This is a genomic window from Proteus sp. G2675, assembly GCF_963886535.1.
GTDB classification, from domain to species: Bacteria; Pseudomonadota; Gammaproteobacteria; order Enterobacterales; family Enterobacteriaceae; genus Proteus; species Proteus mirabilis.
In genome coordinates this window covers 77076-95000 of record NZ_CAWPCB010000050.1, presented here as the reverse complement: position 1 = coordinate 95000, position 17925 = coordinate 77076, and the positions used below count along the sequence as shown (strand labels likewise).

The following is a 17925-nucleotide window of genomic DNA, read 5'->3' as shown; positions in this document are numbered from 1 at the left end:
TAACGTCAATTGACAAGGGTATTAACCTTATCACCTTCCTCCCCGCTGAAAGTACTTTACAACCCTAAGGCCTTCTTCATACACGCGGCATGGCTGCATCAGGCTTGCGCCCATTGTGCAATATTCCCCACTGCTGCCTCCCGTAGGAGTCTGGGCCGTGTCTCAGTCCCAGTGTGGCTGATCATCCTCTCAGACCAGCTAGAGATCGTCGCCTAGGTGAGCCTTTACCCCACCTACTAGCTAATCCCATATGGGTTCATCCGATAGTGCAAGGTCCGAAGAGCCCCTGCTTTGGTCCGTAGACATTATGCGGTATTAGCCACCGTTTCCAGTAGTTATCCCCCTCTATCGGGCAGATCCCCATACATTACTCACCCGTCCGCCGCTCGTCAGCAAGAAAGCAAGCTTTCTCCTGTTACCGCTCGACTTGCATGTGTTAGGCCTGCCGCCAGCGTTCAATCTGAGCCATGATCAAACTCTTCAATTAAAAGTGTTTGATGCTCAAAGAAATCGAAAACTTAGCTTATTCATTATATGAATTAACTTGTTAGTCACTCTTCAAGACTTGATACATCTAATTTTTTAGAAGATATCGTCTCTGCGAGTGCCCACACAGATTGTCTGATAATTTGTTAAAGAGCAGTGCAACTGTCGCTGCCGTTTCCGGTCTTCCGCGTTGTTGCAAGGAGGTGCATTCTACATCTTCCTCATTCAGTGTCAAGCGCTAATTTATTAGGCTTTTCACTTTTTATTTTGTTCTCTCAGCCGGTTCGCTTAGCGCCCTGTGCCGTGACAACGAGGACGCATTATAGGGAGTTTTCTGAGGCTGGCAATAGTTTTTTGAAAAAAAATGTTCAACAGCATATTTAATAATCAGAGCATCGATTTTAGCGCTATTTATAAACATTTATTGCTCAAAAAATAGATCAAATAGGTACTCTTCTCTTTGTTCTGTTCATTTACCTTTAAAAACACAAAACTGCAGGCATAAAAAAGAGGCCTATTCAGGCCTCTTTTTCAATTTAATGACATCTTCTATATATCACTACTATATATAAAGATACTTTATGACTGTTTTGCAATGATCTGATTGTCATCTAAGTCCAAGATAATTTCTTTACCCGGAACTAATTTACCCGATAAGATATCTTGCGCTAATGGGTTTTCAACCTCTTGTTGGATAGCACGTTTCAATGGACGAGCACCATAGATTGGGTCGAATCCAACTTCACCCAGTTTTTCTAATGCTGCTCCCGTAATAGTCACGTGATAGCCACGCTCTTCTAAACGCTGATACAAACGACGTAATTGAATTTGAGCAATAGCGGCAATATTCTCTTTACCTAATGGATGGAATACCACTACCTCATCAATACGGTTAATAAATTCAGGTCTAAAGTGGTGACCAACAACATCCATAACAATAGTTTTCATTGCCGGATAATCAAGAGTACCGAAGCGCTCTTGAATTAAATCCGAGCCTAAGTTTGATGTCATAATGACTACGGTATTACGGAAATCAACGGTTCTACCTTGTCCATCTGTTAAGCGGCCATCGTCTAATACCTGTAATAAAATATTAAACACATCAGGATGCGCTTTTTCTACCTCATCTAATAAGATGACAGAATAAGGACGGCGACGAACAGCTTCTGTTAGGTAACCACCCTCTTCATAGCCCACATATCCTGGAGGCGCCCCCACTAAACGTGAAACAGAGTGTTTCTCCATAAACTCAGACATATCGATACGCACCATCGCATCATCACTATCAAACAAGAAATCAGCGAGCGCTTTACACAATTCAGTTTTACCAACCCCGGTTGGCCCTAAGAATAAGAACGAACCAATTGGGCGATTTGGATCTGATAATCCAGCACGGCTACGACGAATTGCGTTAGAGACTGCATTTACCGCCTCATCTTGGCCGATAACGCGTCTATGTAATTCCTGTTCCATTCTTAACAGTTTTTCACGCTCCCCTTCTAACATTCTAGACACAGGGATACCTGTCCAACGTGCTAAGATTTCAGCGATTTCAGCATCTGTTACTTTGTTACGTAACAGTTTCATATGCTTATCTTCAGTTTTATTGGCTTCAGCAAGTTGTTTTTCTAAAGTAGGAATTTGACCATATTGGATCTCTGACATTTTTGCCAAATCACCACTACGGCGAGCCTGCTCTAGTGCAATACGCGCTTGCTCTAATTCTGCTTTTATATGCTGAGTACCAGTAAGCTCTGCTTTTTCTGCTTTCCACTCTTCTTCTAAGCTAGAATACTCTTTCTCTTTTTCTGCAAGTTCTTCATTTAACATAGCTAAACGTTTTTTACTTGCATCATCAGATTCTTTTTGCAGTGCTTGCTGTTCAAGTTTTAGCTGAATAATTCTTCTATCCAGTCTATCTAATGCTTCTGGTTTTGAATCCATCTGCATACGTAGACTTGCACCAGCCTCATCGATTAAGTCAATTGCTTTATCTGGCAACATACGATCAGAAATATAACGATGAGACAAAGTAGCTGCTGCTACAATCGCCGGATCCGTAATTTGTACATGGTGATGCAATTCATAACGCTCTTTTAAACCACGCAAAATGGCGATGGTATCTTCTACCGTAGGCTCCGCCACATAAACTTTTTGGAAACGACGCTCTAAAGCCGCATCTTTTTCAATGTATTGGCGATACTCATCTAATGTAGTGGCGCCGACACAGTGTAATTCGCCACGTGCCAAAGCAGGTTTCAACATGTTCCCTGCATCCATCGCACCATCAGCTTTACCGGCACCAACCATAGTATGTAATTCATCAATAAACAGAATGACACTACCTTCCTGTTTAGATAAATCATTTAATACCGCTTTTAAACGCTCTTCAAATTCACCACGATATTTAGCCCCTGCTAATAAAGATCCCATATCAAGTGAAAGCACACGTTTATTTTTTAAACCTTCAGGAACTTCTCCATTAACGATCCGTTGAGCTAAACCTTCAACAATCGCGGTTTTACCTACACCAGGCTCACCAATTAATACTGGGTTATTTTTAGTACGACGTTGTAATACCTGGATTGTTCTTCTTATTTCTTCATCACGTCCAATAACGGGGTCAAGCTTGCCTTGTTCTGCTCGTTCTGTTAAATCAACAGTATATTTTTTCAATGCTTGACGTTGGTCTTCTGCATTTTGATCGTTCACTGTTTCTCCACCACGTATTTTTTCAATGGCTAATTCTAAACTGGCTTTGTTAGCTCCGGCGGCTTTTAGCATATCTGCAACCTGACCACCGCTTTCCATGGCAGCTAAAAGAAAAAGTTCTGATGAAATAAATTCATCACCTTTTTTCTGAGCTAACTTATCGCATAAATTAAGATGTTTAATTAAATCGTTTGAAGGGTGAACTTCTCCACCAGCACCTTCCACTTTTGGTAATCGAGATAATGCATCATTAATTCTTTCATTAAATTGTGAGGCATTAACACCTGTGGATGTTAATAGTGGGCGAATAGAGCCACCTTGTTGATTAAATAACGCACTCAGTAAATGTATGGGTTCTATAAATTGATTATCGTTCCCAAGTGCCAATGACTGGGCGTCTGCGAGAGCTTGCTGGAATTTATTGGTTAATTTATCCAGACGCATAACACCTCCAAGTAAAATTCGATTTAAAATTTATCACTGGAGAATAGATGAGGTCATTTAGACAATATTCAAGCTCAAAATGACAATTTTGAGCAAAAATATTTGCCTATATTTGGGATAAGGAAGAATAAACGTTGGAGAGCGTCTATTTGATCCAGATTAATGAGGCCATACGTCCGGTAGTATGTTCACGTCGATAGGAGAAAAAGCGTGATTTATCGCTAACAGTACAAAAGTCCCCACCATAAATCTGATTTACCCCACTTTCCTGCAGAATTATTCTCGCTAACATATAAATATTAGCTAAGTATTTGCCATTGTAGGAAATAAATGCGCTATCAAAGGCAATATTTTTTTCTACAAAAGCGAGACGGACTTCTGCTCCTACTTCAAAAGCATTAGGGCCTATTGCTGGCCCTAACCACGCCATAATCTTCTCATTAGAGGCTTTAAATTGAGCGAGTGTCTGTTGTAATACACCTTGGCAAAGCCCGCGCCATCCACCATGGGCAGCGCCAACTTCCGTTCCATCAATGGTACTAAATAGCACAGGTAAACAATCTGCGGTCATGATAGCGCACACCTTATTAGCACTAGAGGTGTAAAGGGCATCGCCTTCAACGGAATTATTGTCTTGATTATCCAAATTGACCACCTCAATACCATGAACCTGTGTTAACCATAATGGCATTTCAGGTAATTGAGCTTGTTGACAAATGATACGTCTATTTTGTTCTACCAATAGCGCATCATCGCCCACATGCGCTCCTAAATTAAGGCTGTTATAAGGTGGCAAACTGACACCGCCAGTTCTTAATGTGCTACATGCGCCAATATTGTCAGGCTGTGGCCAATCAGGATAAATCAATGAGGTCATTTACCAGTCCATTTCATCTTTAAACTGTTCTGCGTCCACTTTTAGTACGCGAATAAGTTCTACCATATCATCAGGCAACGGTGCATGCCATTCCATTTCAATTCCGGTAATAGGATGATAAAGGCGTAACATTGTGGCATGTAGTGCTTGTCGGTCAAAGCGACGTAACGTCTCACGAAATTCTTCACTAGCCCCTTTCAAAGGACGCGGTCTACCACCATACAGTTGATCACCAATTAATGGATGATGGATATGAGCCATATGGACACGAATTTGGTGAGTTCGACCGGTTTCTAGACGCAAACGTAAGCGGGTATGGGCACGGAAATGTTCCATAACACGATAATGCGTCACCGCAGGTTTTCCCATTGGGTGCACTGCCATATGGGTACGTTTGGTGGGATGTCGAGAAATTGGCTCATTAACCAGCCCTCCTGCTGTCATCCTTCCTGTTGCAACCGCTTCATATTCACGGGTGATTTCGCGACGCTGTAATGCTTCTACCAAGTGAGTTTGAGCGGGAACTGTTTTTGCAACAACCATCAAACCTGTTGTATCTTTATCTAAACGATGAACAATACCAGCACGGGGAACATTAACAATCTCTGGATAACGATAAAGAAGTGCATTTAATACGGTGCCATCAGGATTACCTGCACCGGGATGAACAACAAGATCTCTTGGTTTATTAATCACCAAAATATCATCATCTTCATAGACGATATTTAACGGAATATTCTGAGGCTCCCAACGAACATCCTCTTCGATTAAGGCATCGACTTCAATTTTTTCACCGCCAAGCATTTTTTCTTTTGGCTTATTGATGATTTTATCGTTAACCTGCACTCTATTGTCTAAGATCCACTCTTTTATGCGTGATCTTGAATAATCAGGGAACAATTCGGCCAAAGCCTGATCTAAGCGTTGACCCAGCTGTGAATCTGCGACTGTAGCATTAAGTCGTATTTGTTGAGACATAAATAGTTTCTATATTAAGTTAGTATTTTGACGGCACAGCCGTTTCATTTAAAATGAGTTATAGTATAACCGATTTCAGGGAGCTTCACGGAGAGACTCCCAAACCTATTCAGAGGATAATCAATACGTGATGAGACGCATGAAATACCTAGTGGCAGCGGCCACTGTAAGCCTGTTACTTTCTGGCTGTTCTAGTTCAGACAAAGACGCAACTGCTGATATGTCTCCTTCTGAGCTTTATGCAACAAGCCAAGAAAAATTGCTAGATGGCAATTATGGAGCGGCTATCAAACAACTGGAGTCTCTCGATAATCGCTATCCTTTTGGTCCTTACTCACAACAAGTTCAGCTTGATCTGATTTATGCTTATTATAAATCAGCTGAGTTACCAATGGCGATTTCCGCTATTGACCGCTTTATGCGATTAAACCCAACCCATCCGAATATTGACTATGTTCTATATATGCGTGGGTTAACCGCTCAGGCATTAGATGATAGTGCATTACAAGGATTCTTTGGTATTGATCGCTCAGACCGTGATCCTCAGCATGCAAGAGTGGCTTTCAAAGACTTTAGCCAGTTAGTTCGCTACTATCCTGATAGCCTCTACACAGCAGATGCCACAAAGCGTCTTGTTTTTCTTAAAAACCGTTTAGCGAAATATGAACTCTCTGTTGCGAAATTCTATACCAAACGAGGGGCTTATGTCGCGGTTATTAATCGAGTTGAACAAATGATGCGTGATTATCCAGATACCGAAGCTACACGTGAAGCGCTTGTGTATATGGAAAATGCCTACAAAAAACTAGGCTTAACTCAAGAAGCAGATAAAGTTGCCTCACTGATTGCAGCCAACCCTGCTTAAACATTTTTACTATCAAAAACAGCAGCCTAGCGCTGCTGTTTTTTTATGCTAATTCAAAGGCTAAAAACTTACTTTTCATCAGACCAACCCTCTTAATATGAACGAATAAACACGACTCTACAAGCACTCTTTTTCAGCTATTTATCATTTGTCACGTTTCTATTACTTGTTATATAAACTTCTAACAAAAAGTGATCTTGATCATGTTTTAAATTGTGTATCACGATATTCTGAACCTATCCAAGATGGAGTAATAAAGAGGTAACTATATGATTATAAATATCACTAGCAAACAAATGGACATTACCCCAGCACTACGTGAACACATTGAAAGCCGTTTAACTAAACTTAACAAATGGCAGGTAAATTTAATCAACCCTCATATTATTCTCACTAAGGATCCAAAAGGTTTTAGTGTTGATGCAAGTATTCATACTCCGAATGGACAACTTGTAGCAAACGCACAACATGTTGATATGTATGCGGCAATTAATGATCTCTTGGCAAAATTGGAACGTCAATTAAATAAAGTTCAGCATAAAAATGAGTCTCGACGTGCGGCCAATAGCTTAAAAGAAGAAAATTTACTCGTAAATGAAATATAAGTAGTGAAGCTTGATTAAAAATTAGAATAATTCACTGACTCAAAACGCCTCTGCGCATCCTCGTGATGCGCTTTTTATTGTATTTTTCTTGACTCCTCACCCATCATCATGTTTGATAGCTATATGTTAAATAGTTAATCAATCCATATAATGATGACTCACTCTTTTTTGCCATTCTTCTTTTTCTTTTTACTCTATTCTTAAAGAGGCTTTGTTTATTTCAGAAAGAAAAGTAAGAACGACAATAGCCTCCAAAAATGGAGGCTTTTTTATTTAAAATGGTACGATACAAAAGTATAGGGCACTAACATGGAAAAACTCGATTTATTAGCAATCAGAGATAAAATCACTGCGCTAGATTCTGAACTACTTTCACTATTAGCTCAAAGACGCCAATTATCGACTGAAGTTGCCCAATTTAAATTAAATACCCACCGCCCTATTCGAGATAAAAACCGTGAGCGTGAACTGCTTGAGCTATTAATCGAAAAAGGGAAAAACGTTGGATTAGATGGCTTTTATATCAGCCGTATTTTTCAAATGATCATCGAAGATTCGGTGCTCACGCAGCAAGCCATTTTACAGCAACACCTTAATGCGACTGCAAATGAATCTGCAAGAATTGCTTATTTAGGCCCTAAAGGTTCTTATTCTCATATTGCCGCTCGCCAATATGCAGCCCGCCATTTTGATACTTTTGTTGATTGCACTTGCCATAAATTTGAAGATATTTTTACACTGGTAGAAACAGGACAAGCAGATTACGGTTTACTACCTATTGAAAACACCAGTTCTGGTGCAATTAATGATGTTTATGATTTACTACAAACGACCTCGTTGTCGATTGTTGGCGAAATTCGTATTCCGATAAACCATGCTTTATTAACAGCAGTTAAGAGTAGCCTAGAAGAATTACACACTATTTATAGCCATCCACAACCCTTCCAACAGTGCAGTCACTATTTAAATCAATACCCTCACTGGAAAATTGAATATTGTGAAAGCACAGCTGCGGCAATGGAAAAAGTTGCATTAGCACAATCTCCCCATGTAGCCGCTATTGGCAGTGAAGCTGGCGGATCGCTTTATAATTTAACACCACTTGCTAGTAATTTAGCTAATCAACAAATTAATGTTACTCGTTTTATTGTGATTGCCCGTAAACCTATTGATGTATCAGAACAAGTACCTGCAAAAACCACCTTTTTAATGGCAACGGGGCAACAAGCAGGGGCATTAGTTGATGCTTTAATTACCTTAAAACAATACAGCATTATTATGACTAAATTAGAGTCTCGCCCAATACATGGTACACCTTGGGAAGAGATGTTTTATATTGATGTACAAGCTAATTTACGGGATATCAATATGCAAAAAGCATTACATGACTTATCAAAAACATCTCGTTCACTCAAAGTATTAGGATGCTATCCTTCAGAAAATATTGTACCCGTTGAAATACAATAGCTTATTACCCTACTTTATAACCAAAAGCCAGATAGCTTATTGTTATCTGGCTTTTCTACTTTTATGACTCTATTCCCAGGATAATTTAGCTAATTATAAAAAACCATACATAGCAGCAAATACCCAGCCAAAAATACAAGAAACAGTAACACCAATTAATCCCGGTAAAATAAAGCTATGATTAATAACAAAACGACCTATACGTGTTGTTCCTGAACGGTCAAATTGGATAGCGGCTAAATCACTGGGGTAAGTAGGAAGAATATAATAGCCATAACACGCCGGTGCTGAAGCAACAATATAGGCAGGATCAATACCAATACCTAAAGCCAAGGGGACTATTGCGGCTAATGCGGCGGCTTGTGAATTAACAAACTTAGAAACAAGTAATAAGACAACGGCATAAGCCCAAGGATACTCACGAACTAATTGTCCTAATGCAGCTTCTATTTCTTTCATATGTGCAGAGAACATGGTTTCTGCCATCCAAGCAATACCATAGACCGCCACAATGGCTATCATACCAGAGCGAAAAACTTCATTTTTAGAAATAAGTGAGGGATTAGTTTTACAAATAATAATAATAGAAGCGCCCGCTAATAACATAAACATTTGAATAACTAATACCATAGATAATGGTTTATTATTAAATACGGGACGTAATTCAGAAAATGCACCTAATACAGCAACAACCGCAATCGCACCTAAGAATATCCACATTGCTACCCAATTTTTCATTGGTAATTTCTTATCTAACAATGTTGCAGTATCACCATAAACGTAATCATGATTCTCTGGTATGGAAATAAAATCTTGGAAGCGCTGATCTTTATCTAACTCTTTACCTCTAAACCAGCTAAAAATCCCAATGGCTAAAATACCAATAAAGGTTGATGGAATGGTAATCGCTAATAAATCTAAAAATTCAAGATGCTTACCATTAAAAGTGACATTACCTAACATTGCCACTAAGGTGACGACCGCAACAGATACGGGACTTGCGATAATTCCCATTTGTGAACCAATGGTACTGGCTGCCATCGGTCTTTCTGGACGAATATTATTTTTAATCGATACATCATAGATAATAGGCAAAATGGTATAAACCACATGTCCAGTACCACATAATATAGTCAGGGTACAGGTAACGAGAGGTGCAACAATAGAAATATACTTCGGATTTTTTCTTAATAATTTTTCAGCTATTTGCAACATAACATCTAAACCACCCGATGCTTGTAACGTTGCAGATGCAGAGACGACAGCAATAATCACTAACATCACATCGACAGGCGGTTTACCCGGAGGTAAATTAAAAATAAAGACTAAAATAACCAGCCCCACTCCGCCTAATAGACCTAATGCAATTCCCCCTTTCCTTGCTCCATAAAATAAACAAACTAATATAATGGCTAGTTGTATTATAAAGTCCATCATTAACCCCTTAAAAAACGCATCGGAATAGAAATAAAAAATAATACAATTAAATCGTTAGCACTTTTTGCAAAAAAACAACGTCGACCAATATAATTTACGGCATCTGTTATAGGTATTTTTTTGATCGTTGTTATAGTTTTAATATCCGTTAATTATTTTATGCAAATTTAAGATCTCACCGACAAATAGTTTAAAAGGAAAAGACAATCTTGAACATTTATCATTAACTAATTAAACCCATAGACAACAATTACATAACAAATAAATTAAAAATAATATAATGTTGTCATTATTAGGTGATTACTAAAAATAGAAATTTCATTCATTTTTTCTAAATGTATATTGGTTTTATTCATTGTGAATATTGAATAAGTAAGGAATAGATATGCATACAATTATCATGTTACTGCTAGGTTTGAGCTATTTGAATTTCGTTGATAGTGCTCATAAAGGAAAAGGCTATTACTCCTATTCATTAGATCACCATATAAGTTCAACTCGCTGTACCGTAAGCCCATGCCCCGTTCCGAACGATTATTAAGTTATAACTATCAACGTTAGGAGAAGAAAATGAAGAAATTAATTATTTTTATACTATCAAGTTTATTCGCTTTTTATGCTAGCGCTTATACTTGGGATAATAAAATCAAAGATACCAGCACTGTTAATCAGTATTGTCAACATAATAGCAATACCCAACAATCTACTCGCTGTGTTTGGCCCCCTTGTGATGATGAGTGGTAATATTTATCGCAAGATATAACATATAAAATAAAAAACGAATAACATAACCTGTCATTCGTTTTTCTTACTATAAGTATTAGGTATAGCGTTTATGTATATTTATACTAAATCCGGCTATCATTGGCTTTTTGTAATAACGCACCACTCTCTTTCATAAATTGTGAAGCATAATCACCGAACCAATCACTTACATTATTAAATGAGCCAATAAATTCATCTTTTGTGTTTATATCTAATAAGGCTATAGCTTCACCTAATGAATGATGATATCTACGGATCAAGTTAATGTTTTCTTGTGAAGATAAAATAATATCGGCATATAATTGTGGATCTTGAGCAAAGAGCCTACCAATCATCGCTAGCTCTAAACGATAGATGGGAGAAGATAATCTTAATAAACTGGCTAAATCGACATTCTCTTTCACCAAATGTTGCCCATATGCAAAAGTAGTAAAATGTCGCAATGCTTGGATAAAACTCATATTTTTATCGTGCTCTTGTGCAGTAATAGCCTCTACTCTTGCTCCCCACACCATAAGTTGCTCAAGCAACCACTCAAAATGTGATAAATCTCGCCCTTCACAATAAGCGATTACTTGTTTTGCTAAACTTGGCACATCTGGACCAAACATTGGATGTAGTCCTAAAACAGGGCCATTATGTGCTTTTAACATCGCCTCTAAAGGCGCTTGCTTGATTGAGGCTAAATCTACCAATAAACAATTTTCTGGCAAGGGCGGTAATTGCTTAATAACATCAACCGTTAAATGGATTGGGACACTGATTATCACCATACCAGCATCCGCAAAAATAGCCGGAGATTTACTTTGCCACTCATCCGCTTCAAGACTTTCCACTTGATAGCCAGAAAGTGTAAAGAGACGAGAAAAAAGTCTCCCCATTTTTCCGTTCCCCCCCACAATGACAATTTTGCCTAATTGGGGATTAAGTGTTTTAAAGCCTTTATCATTTTCTTTGCTATATGACTCTCTCATTACTCGACGTAAAACATCTTCAATTAAATCAGCAGAAATACCCATTTTTTCAGCTTCATTACGTCGAGAAGCAAGCATTGCGGCTTCTCTATCTGGTGCATAGATAGGTAACCCGTGGCGATTTTTAACTTCTCCCACTTCTGCTACCAATTGCATTCTTTTGGCGAGTAAAGAAAGCAATGTTTTATCCACCTGATCAATTTGCTCTCGCAAATTTTGTAATTCTTCAGCCATCTATGCTTGCCTCTTCTTATTAAAGTGTTATTGGGTTAGCTAACTTTTCTTAGTTGCGCTGCACGCTGTGCTAAAACTGGCGAAATTTGCTGATGCAGATTTCTTAACACCGATTCAGTGGTTTCCCAGCTAATACATGCATCAGTAACAGAAACACCGTACTTCATCTCACTACGAGGCTGCTCTGATGACTGATTGCCTTCATTAATATGGCTTTCTAACATAATTCCTGTTATTGATTGATTACCTTTTTTAATTTGCTCAATCACTGAATCAACCACGACAGATTGACGACGAAAATCTTTATTTGAATTACCATGACTGCAATCAATCATCAATGATGGTGTTAATCCCGCTTTTATCATATGAGCTTCACATAACGCGACATCTTCTTCATGGTAATTAGGTTTCTTACCCCCACGCAAAATAACATGTCCATCAGGATTGCCTTGTGTTTGTAATAAACAGACTTGTCCTGATTGATTAATGCCCATAAAACGATGTGGCATAGAAGCCGCTTTCATCGCATTAATAGCCGTATCTAAATTACCATCTGTACCATTTTTAAAACCGACAGGCATTGATAAACCTGATGCCATTTCACGATGGGTTTGAGACTCGGTCGTTCTTGCCCCAATAGCTGACCAACTAAATAAATCACCTAAGTATTGAGGATTGTTAGGATCTAAGGCTTCCGTAGCTAAAGGTAAACCTAACTGAACCAACTCTGTTAATAGTTTACGGGCAATATGTAAGCCTTTTTCCATCTCAAAACTGCCATCCATAAACGGATCACTAATTAAACCTTTCCAACCAACTGTTGTACGAGGTTTTTCAAAATAGACACGCATCACAATATACAGACTATCACTTAACTCAGACGCTAAGACTTTTAGACGTTTTGCGTAATCTAACGCAACATCGACATCATGAATAGAACAAGGGCCACATACCACTAATAAACGCGGATCACGACGTTGAACAATTTCAGAAATAGTTTGACGTGATTGAGTAATGGCATGCAGATCATTACGACTCAACGGGTATTTTTGTTTTAACTCTTCCGGCGTAATTAACACCAGCTCTTCGCTGATGTTGACATTATTGAGTGCGTCTTTTTGCATGATCATAATCTTTACCTTTTTTATGTCTGTCATTGTGATTTTTGTGTGTCTAAACGATAAGATAACATGCAATGTAAAGAAATCAATCCATATTTTCAATAAAAAAGGTATAATCGTAATTATATGTTTACATAATAGAGGTATTGTTAGATTTATTTTTATAAATCAATAGATTATAAATATCAAAATAACACAAAAAATGTGACTAAGATAAAATAAAAATAGCAGACTGTAATTTTAATTTTACACCCGCAAGAAATTGGCCTTCACCTAGCAGATGAAACGACTTTATAAGAGATGTTATTTAATGATGAGAAAAATAGGCAAGGAGGTGAGTTATTGTCGAGTGCTTATAAAAAGATAGAAGACATTAGAGGAAATAGAGCAGGTTATAGTCAAAAAAAGGCCAGCTGATGCTGGCCTTTTAACCATAACTTTCGGATGTGCGAAAGCGTATTATTTAGCGTTAAGACGCTCTTTAATACGTGCAGCCTTACCTGAACGCTCACGCAGGTAGTACAGTTTAGCTTTACGAACCGCACCACGACGTTTAACTGTGATGCTATCTACGACTGGGGAGTGAGTTTGGAATACACGCTCAACACCTTCGCCATTAGAAATTTTACGAACAGTAAATGCAGAGTGCAGACCGCGGTTACGAATAGCGATAACCACGCCCTCGAATGCCTGCAGACGTTTTTTAGAACCTTCAACGACCCATACCTTAACTTCTACATTATCGCCTGGACGAAATGAAGGTACATCTTGCTTCATTTGTTCTTGTTCGATTTGTTTAATAATATTGCTCATAATAACTCTCTTACCCTAGGTAAACTGATATTAATGACACTTTGTGTCAGACTTACTCTGCTGTTCTTTGCAAATGTTCCTGCTGGAATTCTGCTAACAGCACTCTTTGCTCGTCAGTCAGAGCTAGGCTTTCCAGAAGCTCAGGTCTTCTTAGCCAGGTCCGGCCCAGCGATTGTTTCATACGCCAGCGATTAATATGAGCGTGATTACCAGACAGTAACACTGCCGGAACCGCCATACCATCTAACACCTCTGGACGAGTATAGTGAGGATGATCCAGTAATCCTTCTGCAAAAGAGTCTTCTTTCGCCGAAGCCGCATGTCCAAGAACACCAGGAACAAAACGTGCTACTGCATCTATCATTATCATGGCAGGGAGTTCCCCACCACTTAATACGTAATCACCAACAGACCACTCTTCATCGATTTCGGTCTGAATGACACGCTCATCTATTCCTTCGTATCGACCGCAAACCAGAATTAATTTCTCATTTGTGGCCAATTCGCAAACACCTTGTTGATCGAGTTTGCGCCCTTGAGGTGATAAATAAATCACCTTTGCACCATCACCTGCCGCAGCTTTTGCTTGATGAATAGCTTCCCTTAACGGTTGTACCATCATCAACATACCGGGACCACCGCCATAGGGGCGATCATCTACTGTATGATGTCTGTCATAAGTGAAATCTCGGGGATCCCAACATTCCACATTCAGCAGACCATGCTTCACTGCCCGACCAGTCACCCCGTACTCGGTTATAGCGCGGAACATTTCAGGAAATAGGCTAATTACCCCAATCCACATTTGCACTGTCCCACTGTTGAGAACCGTTAACCGGAGAATCTAAAAACCAGGATCCCAATCAACGATAATTTTTTTCGCTGAGAGATCGACTTTCTTGATAACCTGCCCATCAAGAAACGGAACTAACCGCTCCCTGACACCGAATGCATCTTTCAGATTTGCTTTGATTACCATGACGTCATTTGAGCCCGTTTCCATCATGTCGTTAACGACACCTAAATCGTAGCCCTTGTCAGTTTCTACCTGACAACCCATCAGATCTTTCCAGTAATACTCACCGTCTAGATCAGGAAGTTGTGTAGCACTTACGACAATTTCAAAATTAGTCAAAATATTTGCAGCATCTCTGTCGTCAATACCTTTTAGCTTGACGATAATATCTTGATTGTGGTGTTTCCAAGTTTCTATCTCAATGGATTCCCATTGACCATGTCGTTGAATAAACCACGGTTGATATTCAAAAATGTTTTCGGCATGTTCGGTGGAAGAAAAAACTCTGAGCCAACCACGGATCCCGTAAGGTGAGCCCAACTTACCCATAACAATAGGTTCTACAGGCTCTTTAAAGGTTTTTTGTTCGCTCATTGTTACCACCGCGACAGATTAAGCGCTTTTCTTCGCTGATTTGATCAGGCCAGCAACACGTTCTGAAACAGTTGCGCCTTGAGCAACCCAATGTTCAACACGGTCTACGTCTAAACGTAATTCTTCTGCATTACCGGTTGCCAGTGGGTTATAAAAACCTACACGTTCAATAAAACGACCATCACGCGCATTGCGGCTATCGGTCACGACTACTTGGTAAAACGGACGCTTTTTTGCGCCGCCACGAGCTAAACGAATTGTTACCATAACATCCTCATTAGTTAACAAAACAACCAGACCCCATCGAGGAATGGCGTCCGGTTGTCATATAAAAAGCCCGAAAAGTTTACTCACTTTGGCGAAAAAAGCAATCCAAAGCGACGTTTTTTTCGGACTTTTTGCTTTTAGCGACCTGGAAAGCCTGGTGGCATCATACCTTTCATGCCACGCATCATCTTAGCCAAGCCGCCCTTCTTCATCTTTTTCATCATACGTTGCATATCATCAAACTGCTTTAATAAGCGGTTGACGTCTTGCACTTGTGTTCCCGATCCCATCGCAATACGACGTTTACGAGAACCTTTGATGATTTCAGGTTTTTGGCGCTCTTTTTTCGTCATTGAGCTAATAATAGCTTCCATTTTGACTAAAATTGAGTCGTCCATTTGTGATTTCACCGCATCAGGCACCTGAGACATGCCGGGCATTTTACTTAGCATACTCGCCATGCCCCCCATGTTTTTCATTTGCTTTAACTGATCTAAGAAATCATTTAAATCAAAACCGTCCCCTTTTTTTAGTTTAGTTGCCAGCTTTTCAGCTTGCGCTCGGTCAACTTTACTTTCGATATCTTCAATTAATGAAAGAACATCGCCCATGCCTAAAATACGTGAGGCAATACGATCGGGATGGAAAGGTTCTAATGCTTCTGTTTTTTCACCAACACCGAGGAATTTAATTGGTTTCCCTGTGATATGACGAATAGATAATGCGGCACCACCACGAGCATCACCATCAACTTTAGTTAATACCACCCCTGTTAAAGGGAGTGCTTCATTAAAGGCTTTTGCGGTGTTAGCAGCATCTTGCCCTGTCATTGCATCAACAACGAATAGGGTTTCTACTGGATTGATTGCTTTATGAAGAAGTTGGATCTCCTCCATCATGCCTTCATCAACATGTAAACGACCCGCAGTATCCACCAGCAATACATCATAAAATTGGAGCTGAGCATGTTTTAACGCATTGCTAGCAATGGTGACGGGATTTTCTTGTACCGTTGAAGGGAAAAAGTCAACACCAACCGTTTCGGCTAAGGTTTCCAGTTGTTTAATCGCTGCGGGACGATAGACGTCAGCAGAAACTACTAATACTTTTTTCTTCTTTTTCTCTTTTAAAAATTTACCGAGTTTAGCAACACTTGTCGTTTTACCCGCACCCTGTAAACCAGCCATTAATACCACGGCAGGAGGCTGAGCTGAAAGGTCAAGATCGTTATTGACCTCTCCCATCGCATTTACCAGCTCATTTTGTACAATTTTGACAAACTCCTGACCTGGGGTCAGACTTTTGTTAACTTCATGACCTACTGCACTCTCTTTGACACGTGCAATAAACTCACGAACCACGGGCAAAGCCACATCAGCTTCTAATAAAGCCATACGCACTTCGCGCAGTGTGTCTTTAATGTTTTCTTCGGTCAGTCGGCCTCTGCCGCTGATATTGCGCAATGTGCGCGATAATCTGTCACTTAAATTCTCAAACATTATCTTAGCTCAGTGTTAAAGTTGGGCTTGTCTGTCGTCTATTTCATCGATTATATCACGATGACGCGCAGATCTCTGCATAGAGATTTACGCTTAATGACTTCAATAGTTGGAGCGGAATTCACCTAGCGCTATACTAAGCAATTATGTACCCTATTATGTAAGCGAAACTATGCCCGTTATATCAATCTCTATCGTTGCTGTCTGCGCTTATTTACTCAGTCTGGTGTTTATTCTCCCCAGTTTGCTGAGAAAAGAGCAAAATGGATACCGTGGATTAGCGCTGCTTTTTGCGGTGGTCGCCCTTGTGACCCATGCTATCTCATTAAAATTTTTGATTTTCCGTCCACATAGCGGGCAAAATCTGTCACTCACCAATTTAGGGGCGGTGGTCAGTTTAATGGTCTGCGTTATCATGACCATTGTTGCTTCCCGTGGTAGAGCTTGGTTTTTGCTGCCTATTGTTTATTGCTTTTCCATAGTCAATCTCATTATTGCCGCCTTGATGCCAGGTGAGTTTGTCACCCACCTTGAAAGTAGCACATCGCTCTTTATTCATATTGGGCTTGCTTTATTAAGTTACGCCACTTTGTTAATTGCTGCTTTATATGCCTTACAACTCAGCTGGCTCGACTATCAACTAAAAAATAAGAAACTAAAATTTTCACCACAAATGCCACCATTAATGTCAATTGAACGTAAAATGTTTCATATTACCCAAGTGGGGGTAGTATTACTGACATTAACCTTGTGTACCGGCCTGTTATATATGGATAATATCTTTGGTAAAGAAAATATCCATAAATCAATATTTTCTATTATTGCGTGGTTTGTCTACATCATTTTATTATGGGGACACTTCCGTGAGGGTTGGCGTGGGAAAAAAGTGGTTATTTTTAACCTGATCGGTGCCATTATTTTGACATTAGCTTTTTTTGGTAATCGTTTATTGCAAGAGTTAATGCTTAATTAATCTTTTCATTTTAAGGTA

The 17925-nt window shown here is 39.4% G+C and carries 17 protein-coding genes, 1 rRNA gene and 1 other annotated feature (1 of these 19 cut by a window edge); of the genes, 6 read left to right on the top strand and 12 right to left on the bottom strand.

What is annotated here, in order from left to right:
- The 4 genes from AACQ49_RS16365 to rluD form a co-directional block, all read right to left on the bottom strand.
- Positions 1 to 487: ribosomal RNA gene (locus AACQ49_RS16365) — 16S ribosomal RNA — on the bottom strand; it reaches 1056 nt to the left of the window's first position.
- Positions 488 to 1065: 578 nt separating this feature from the next.
- Positions 1066 to 3642, bottom strand: a complete 2577-nt coding sequence (gene clpB, locus AACQ49_RS16360) for an ATP-dependent chaperone ClpB (RefSeq protein ID WP_004244758.1) — start codon at positions 3640 to 3642, stop codon at positions 1066 to 1068.
- A 145-nt stretch (positions 3643 to 3787) separates the two neighbouring features.
- Positions 3788 to 4519, bottom strand: coding sequence for a purine nucleoside phosphorylase YfiH (gene yfiH / locus AACQ49_RS16355; protein WP_004247410.1), 732 nt, complete (start codon positions 4517 to 4519; stop codon positions 3788 to 3790).
- The gene (gene rluD, locus AACQ49_RS16350) at positions 4520 to 5497 is read right to left on the bottom strand and encodes a 23S rRNA pseudouridine(1911/1915/1917) synthase RluD (protein ID WP_004244761.1); all 978 of its coding nucleotides are present in this window, start codon (positions 5495 to 5497) and stop codon (positions 4520 to 4522) included.
- A 130-nt stretch (positions 5498 to 5627) separates the two neighbouring features.
- Here rluD and bamD point away from each other — a divergent pair, with 130 nt between their 5' ends.
- The 3 genes from bamD (at position 5628) to pheA (ending at position 8434) form a co-directional block, all read left to right on the top strand.
- A complete protein-coding gene (bamD, locus tag AACQ49_RS16345; RefSeq protein WP_012367573.1) occupies positions 5628 to 6362 on the top strand; it encodes an outer membrane protein assembly factor BamD in 735 nt (244 codons plus the stop codon).
- A gap of 269 nt (positions 6363 to 6631) precedes the next feature.
- Complete coding sequence (raiA, locus tag AACQ49_RS16340; protein ID WP_004244763.1) at positions 6632 to 6967, top strand: ribosome-associated translation inhibitor RaiA; 336 nt, start codon at positions 6632 to 6634, stop codon at positions 6965 to 6967.
- Positions 6968 to 7122: 155 nt separating this feature from the next.
- Positions 7123 to 7241, top strand: a sequence feature (Phe leader region).
- A 35-nt stretch (positions 7242 to 7276) separates the two neighbouring features.
- Positions 7277 to 8434, top strand: a complete 1158-nt coding sequence (pheA, locus tag AACQ49_RS16335) for a bifunctional chorismate mutase/prephenate dehydratase (RefSeq protein WP_161779173.1) — start codon at positions 7277 to 7279, stop codon at positions 8432 to 8434.
- Between the two features lie 93 nt (positions 8435 to 8527).
- Here pheA and AACQ49_RS16330 read toward each other — a convergent pair whose 3' ends face one another.
- Positions 8528 to 9868: an anaerobic C4-dicarboxylate transporter gene (locus tag AACQ49_RS16330; protein WP_026090474.1), complete on the bottom strand. Its 1341-nt coding sequence runs from the start codon at positions 9866 to 9868 to the stop codon at positions 8528 to 8530.
- 388 nt (positions 9869 to 10256) lie between these two features.
- Here AACQ49_RS16330 and AACQ49_RS16325 point away from each other — a divergent pair, with 388 nt between their 5' ends.
- Complete coding sequence (locus AACQ49_RS16325) at positions 10257 to 10412, top strand: hypothetical protein (protein WP_339366799.1); 156 nt, start codon at positions 10257 to 10259, stop codon at positions 10410 to 10412.
- A 29-nt stretch (positions 10413 to 10441) separates the two neighbouring features.
- On the top strand, positions 10442 to 10615 hold the full coding sequence (locus AACQ49_RS16320; RefSeq protein WP_004244766.1) for a hypothetical protein: 174 nt from the start codon (positions 10442 to 10444) through the stop codon (positions 10613 to 10615).
- 104 nt (positions 10616 to 10719) lie between these two features.
- On the opposite strand, the gene tyrA is transcribed toward AACQ49_RS16320, so the two are convergent.
- From tyrA to ffh, 7 genes are all read right to left on the bottom strand, one after another.
- Positions 10720 to 11844 (bottom strand): bifunctional chorismate mutase/prephenate dehydrogenase, encoded by a 1125-nt coding sequence (gene tyrA / locus AACQ49_RS16315; RefSeq protein WP_004247406.1) that lies wholly within the window; start codon positions 11842 to 11844, stop codon positions 10720 to 10722.
- A gap of 35 nt (positions 11845 to 11879) precedes the next feature.
- Positions 11880 to 12974: a 3-deoxy-7-phosphoheptulonate synthase gene (locus tag AACQ49_RS16310; RefSeq protein ID WP_004247405.1), complete on the bottom strand. Its 1095-nt coding sequence runs from the start codon at positions 12972 to 12974 to the stop codon at positions 11880 to 11882.
- Between the two features lie 450 nt (positions 12975 to 13424).
- Complete coding sequence (gene rplS, locus AACQ49_RS16305; RefSeq protein ID WP_004244769.1) at positions 13425 to 13778, bottom strand: 50S ribosomal protein L19; 354 nt, start codon at positions 13776 to 13778, stop codon at positions 13425 to 13427.
- A gap of 52 nt (positions 13779 to 13830) precedes the next feature.
- Positions 13831 to 14583 (bottom strand): tRNA (guanosine(37)-N1)-methyltransferase TrmD, encoded by a 753-nt coding sequence (gene trmD / locus AACQ49_RS16300; RefSeq protein ID WP_004244770.1) that lies wholly within the window; start codon positions 14581 to 14583, stop codon positions 13831 to 13833.
- 39 nt (positions 14584 to 14622) lie between these two features.
- Positions 14623 to 15168, bottom strand: coding sequence for a ribosome maturation factor RimM (gene rimM / locus AACQ49_RS16295; protein ID WP_004244771.1), 546 nt, complete (start codon positions 15166 to 15168; stop codon positions 14623 to 14625).
- 18 nt (positions 15169 to 15186) lie between these two features.
- Positions 15187 to 15435, bottom strand: coding sequence for a 30S ribosomal protein S16 (rpsP, locus tag AACQ49_RS16290; RefSeq protein ID WP_004244772.1), 249 nt, complete (start codon positions 15433 to 15435; stop codon positions 15187 to 15189).
- A gap of 137 nt (positions 15436 to 15572) precedes the next feature.
- Positions 15573 to 16934: a signal recognition particle protein gene (gene ffh, locus AACQ49_RS16285; protein WP_004244773.1), complete on the bottom strand. Its 1362-nt coding sequence runs from the start codon at positions 16932 to 16934 to the stop codon at positions 15573 to 15575.
- A 172-nt stretch (positions 16935 to 17106) separates the two neighbouring features.
- On the opposite strand from ffh, the gene AACQ49_RS16280 reads away from it, so the two are divergent.
- Positions 17107 to 17907 carry a cytochrome C assembly family protein gene (locus tag AACQ49_RS16280; RefSeq protein ID WP_004244774.1) on the top strand — a complete coding sequence of 267 codons (801 nt, stop codon included), beginning with the start codon at positions 17107 to 17109 and terminating at the stop codon, positions 17905 to 17907.
- Positions 17908 to 17925: the final 18 nt, after the last annotated feature.

Coding starts and splice junctions, on each gene's coding strand:
- AACQ49_RS16310 (WP_004247405.1), bottom strand. CDS start 12,974: ATGATCATGCAAAAAGACGCACTCAATAATGTCAACATCAGCGAAGAG.
- pheA (WP_161779173.1), top strand. CDS start 7,277: ATGGAAAAACTCGATTTATTAGCAATCAGAGATAAAATCACTGCGCTA.
- bamD (WP_012367573.1), top strand. CDS start 5,628: ATGAGACGCATGAAATACCTAGTGGCAGCGGCCACTGTAAGCCTGTTA.
- AACQ49_RS16325 (WP_339366799.1), top strand. CDS start 10,257: ATGCATACAATTATCATGTTACTGCTAGGTTTGAGCTATTTGAATTTC.
- raiA (WP_004244763.1), top strand. CDS start 6,632: ATGATTATAAATATCACTAGCAAACAAATGGACATTACCCCAGCACTA.
- ffh (WP_004244773.1), bottom strand. CDS start 16,934: ATGTTTGAGAATTTAAGTGACAGATTATCGCGCACATTGCGCAATATC.
- tyrA (WP_004247406.1), bottom strand. CDS start 11,844: ATGGCTGAAGAATTACAAAATTTGCGAGAGCAAATTGATCAGGTGGAT.
- rpsP (WP_004244772.1), bottom strand. CDS start 15,435: ATGGTAACAATTCGTTTAGCTCGTGGCGGCGCAAAAAAGCGTCCGTTT.
- clpB (WP_004244758.1), bottom strand. CDS start 3,642: ATGCGTCTGGATAAATTAACCAATAAATTCCAGCAAGCTCTCGCAGAC.
- rluD (WP_004244761.1), bottom strand. CDS start 5,497: ATGTCTCAACAAATACGACTTAATGCTACAGTCGCAGATTCACAGCTG.
- rimM (WP_004244771.1), bottom strand. CDS start 15,168: ATGAGCGAACAAAAAACCTTTAAAGAGCCTGTAGAACCTATTGTTATG.
- AACQ49_RS16330 (WP_026090474.1), bottom strand. CDS start 9,868: ATGGACTTTATAATACAACTAGCCATTATATTAGTTTGTTTATTTTAT.
- AACQ49_RS16320 (WP_004244766.1), top strand. CDS start 10,442: ATGAAGAAATTAATTATTTTTATACTATCAAGTTTATTCGCTTTTTAT.
- AACQ49_RS16280 (WP_004244774.1), top strand. CDS start 17,107: ATGCCCGTTATATCAATCTCTATCGTTGCTGTCTGCGCTTATTTACTC.
- yfiH (WP_004247410.1), bottom strand. CDS start 4,519: ATGACCTCATTGATTTATCCTGATTGGCCACAGCCTGACAATATTGGC.
- trmD (WP_004244770.1), bottom strand. CDS start 14,583: ATGTGGATTGGGGTAATTAGCCTATTTCCTGAAATGTTCCGCGCTATA.
- rplS (WP_004244769.1), bottom strand. CDS start 13,778: ATGAGCAATATTATTAAACAAATCGAACAAGAACAAATGAAGCAAGAT.